This is a genomic window from Streptomyces sp. WAC 04229 (assembly GCF_003947455.1).
In the GTDB taxonomy this organism is placed as follows: Bacteria; Actinomycetota; Actinomycetes; order Streptomycetales; family Streptomycetaceae; genus Streptomyces.
The window spans coordinates 1-2,913 of record NZ_QHJH01000356.1 but is presented as its reverse complement, the minus strand read 5'-3'; the positions used below and the strand labels follow the sequence as shown (position 1 = coordinate 2,913).

Annotated in this window: 1 protein-coding gene and 2 pseudogenes; 2 read left to right on the top strand and 1 reads right to left on the bottom strand. The window is 75.7% G+C overall.

Annotation, left to right across the window (positions count from 1 at the left end):
- A pseudogene (locus DMH12_RS40175) lies at positions 1 to 234 on the top strand (hypothetical protein); the annotation flags it as partial.
- Here DMH12_RS40175 and DMH12_RS38010 read toward each other — a convergent pair.
- Positions 194 to 1,546, bottom strand: a pseudogene (locus DMH12_RS38010) (SWIM zinc finger family protein); the annotation flags it as partial. The pseudogenes DMH12_RS40175 and DMH12_RS38010 overlap by 41 nt on opposite strands.
- A gap of 131 nt (positions 1,547 to 1,677) precedes the next feature.
- Here DMH12_RS38010 and DMH12_RS38005 point away from each other — a divergent pair.
- Positions 1,678 to 2,787 (top strand): AAA family ATPase, encoded by a 1,110-nt coding sequence (locus tag DMH12_RS38005; RefSeq protein WP_125495807.1) that lies wholly within the window; start codon positions 1,678 to 1,680, stop codon positions 2,785 to 2,787.
- The last annotated feature ends 126 nt before the right edge of the window (positions 2,788 to 2,913 follow it).

The window sequence follows — 2,913 nt, the reverse complement described above, 5'->3', positions numbered from 1 at the left end:
GTACCGGGCGCCGGAAGCCGGCCGGGCTTCTGGCGGCGGGCCGCCCTGTCGGGCGGCGCGCCCGTCACGGTCTTCGGCGAGTGCGGCCACCGGGGTTTCACTCCGCTGACGGCCTGGCCGACCGGCCCCGGTCCGGCGGTGCCCCTGCACTGCCCCGCCCGGGGCCGGAACGGGGGCGTCCCGCGCCCGCAGCCGCCGGACCGGGGCCGGTCGGCCAGGCCGTCAGCGGAGTGAAACCCCGGTGGCCGCACTCGCCGAAGACCGTGACGGGCGCGCCGCCCGACAGTGCGGCCAGCCGCCAGATGCCCGCCCGGTTTCCGGCGCCCGGTACGAGCGGCAGCGCGGTGTCGCCGTCGGCGTCCGCCAGCTGCCACGCGTCGCCGTCCGGCACCGGGACGACGCGCCCCAGCGTCAACGGCACCGAGTCCAGCCACGGGTCGTCGCGGAGGGCCTCGCCGAACCGCGCGGCGGCTCTGGACGTGGTCACTCCTCTCGGGCGGGTCTCCGTGGGCGCCGCCTGCCCGAACCGCCGCCCCAGAGCCGCCCGCTGCTGTCCGGCGCCCGGATACGCCGACACCTCGGCCTCCAGCGTCAGCCCCACCGGCAGCGCCAACTCCGGTGCCCTGCCCGCGGCCCCGTAGGAGAGGAGCAGCGCGGTCCGGTCCGTCTCCGCGCCGTACAGCCAGATGCGACGGGTCGTCAGCCGCGCGTCCGCGGTGTCGTACTGGGCGAGAACCAGCCAGTGGTCCCGCACCGGCGGACCGTCCGCGGAGGCCGGCAGACCCACGCGCGAACGGACGGTCGCCGCCAGCCCGTCGGGCAGGCTCTCGCGCCGCAGCCAGCCCTGGTCGAGCAGGTGGAGGAGGGCGCACTCCTCCAGCAGCCGGACCGGCCAGCCGGGGCCCGACGACGGTATGGAGCCCAGCTCCCGCACGCGTGCGGCCAGACCCGGGGCCTGGGCGTCGACCATGCGGGCGGCCGACTCCTCCCACAGGCCGTAGCCCGCCTGCTCCGCGCCGGCCAGACCGCCGCGCATCAGGTCCGTCAGCCGCTGCTCCAGCTCCGTCGCGCCCGCGGTGATCCGCCCGGCCCGCTGCAGGGCCCGGCGCCGCGCCGCCTCCGGATCAGCGGTCCCGGACCCCCGCCCGGGCGGCGAGTCCGCCGCGCCCGTCCCCTCTCTCCTCTCCGCGCGCTCGCGTCGTCCGGCGAGCCACCGCTCCGCCCACTCGGGCACTGCCGCCCCGGGCACCGCGACGCCCCCGCCCGACCAGAGCAGCAGCAGCCCCAGCGCGTGCTTGCACGGGACCTTGGGACTCGGGCACGCGCACCGGTACGCGGGCCCGGACCCGTCCGCGACGTCGACGACCGTCCGGTACGGCTCGCTGCCGCTCCCCTTGCACAGCCCCCACACCGCCCCCTCGACGGAACTCCCCACCTCGGACCACGGACCGGCCGCCCCCAACCTGCCGCCCGCCGCACGTGACGCGGCGTCAGGCGCCAGTGCCAGCACCTGATCCGCGGTCCAGCGCTCCCCCTGCTGAGTCATGGCATCGAAGGTAGGTCCTCCCACTGACAACGCCCTCAGACAAGGCGTTTTCGCAGTTCAGAGCGATTGTCAGTGGCGTGGTGCACCGTGGATGACAGATCGAACCGGCCGAGCTGGAGGGGGAATCAGCCATGCCTGTGTCCGTGGAAGCGATGTCCGGGGTGGAGAGGCTGCGGCCCCACGCCGAGCAGGCCTTCGGGGCCGAACTGGCCGCGCTGGCCGCGCAGGACGACCGTCCGCGCCCGGCGCGGTGGAAGCTGTCGCCCTGGGCCGTCGCGACCTATCTGCTGGGCGGCACCCTGCCCGACGGCACCGTGATCACCCCGAAGTACGTGGGCTCGCGCCGCGTCGTCGAGGTGGCCGTCAGCACGCTCGCCACCGACCGCGCCCTGCTCCTGCTCGGCGTGCCCGGCACCGCGAAGACCTGGGTGTCCGAGCACCTCGCGGCGGCCGTCAGCGGCGACTCCACCCTGCTGGTGCAGGGCACCGCCGGCACCCCGGAGGAGGCGATCCGCTACGGCTGGAACTACGCGAGACTCCTCGCCCACGGCCCGAGCCGCGACGCCCTCGTGCCCAGTCCCGTCATGCGGGCCATGACGGACGGCGCGACCGTGCGGGTGGAGGAGCTGACCCGCATCCCCGCCGACGTGCAGGACAGCCTGATCACCATCCTGTCGGAGAAGACCCTGCCGATACCGGAGCTGGGCCAGGAGGTGCAGGCCGTCCGCGGCTTCAACCTGATCGCCACCGCCAACGACCGCGACCGCGGGGTCAACGACCTGTCCAGCGCCCTGCGCCGCCGCTTCAACACCGTGGTGCTGCCGCTGCCCGAGAGCGCCGAGGCCGAGGTCGAGATCGTCACGCGCCGCGTCGACCAGATCGGCCGCTCCCTCGACCTGCCCCCGACCCCCGGCGGTATCGAGGAGATCCGCCGCGTCGTCACCGTCTTCCGCGAGCTGCGCGACGGGCTGACGGGCGACGGGCGTACCAAGGTGAAGTCGCCCAGCGGCACGCTGTCCACGGCCGAGGCGATCTCCGTGGTCACCGGCGGGCTGGCGCTGTCCGCCCACTTCGGTGACGGGGTGCTGCGGCCCGGCGACGTCGCCGCGGGCATCCTCGGCGCGGTCGTCCGCGATCCCGCCACCGACCGCGTCATCTGGCAGGAGTACCTGGAGACGGTCGTCCGGGAGCGCGACGGCTGGCAGGACTTCTACCGGGCCTGCCGCGAGGTGAGCGTGTGAAGGGCGCGCAGGAGTGGGCTCGGACGCGGCACCCGGCGGAGACGCGGGTGACCGGCGCCACCGGGGACGACGAGGACTCGACGTGGGCACGCAGGCTGCGGACTCGGGGGCGGGGGCCCCGGGGGC

Excerpts from the sequence above, each read along its gene's own strand:
- DMH12_RS38005 (WP_125495807.1), top strand. The coding sequence starts at position 1,678 with ATGCCTGTGTCCGTGGAAGCGATGTCCGGGGTGGAGAGGCTGCGGCCC.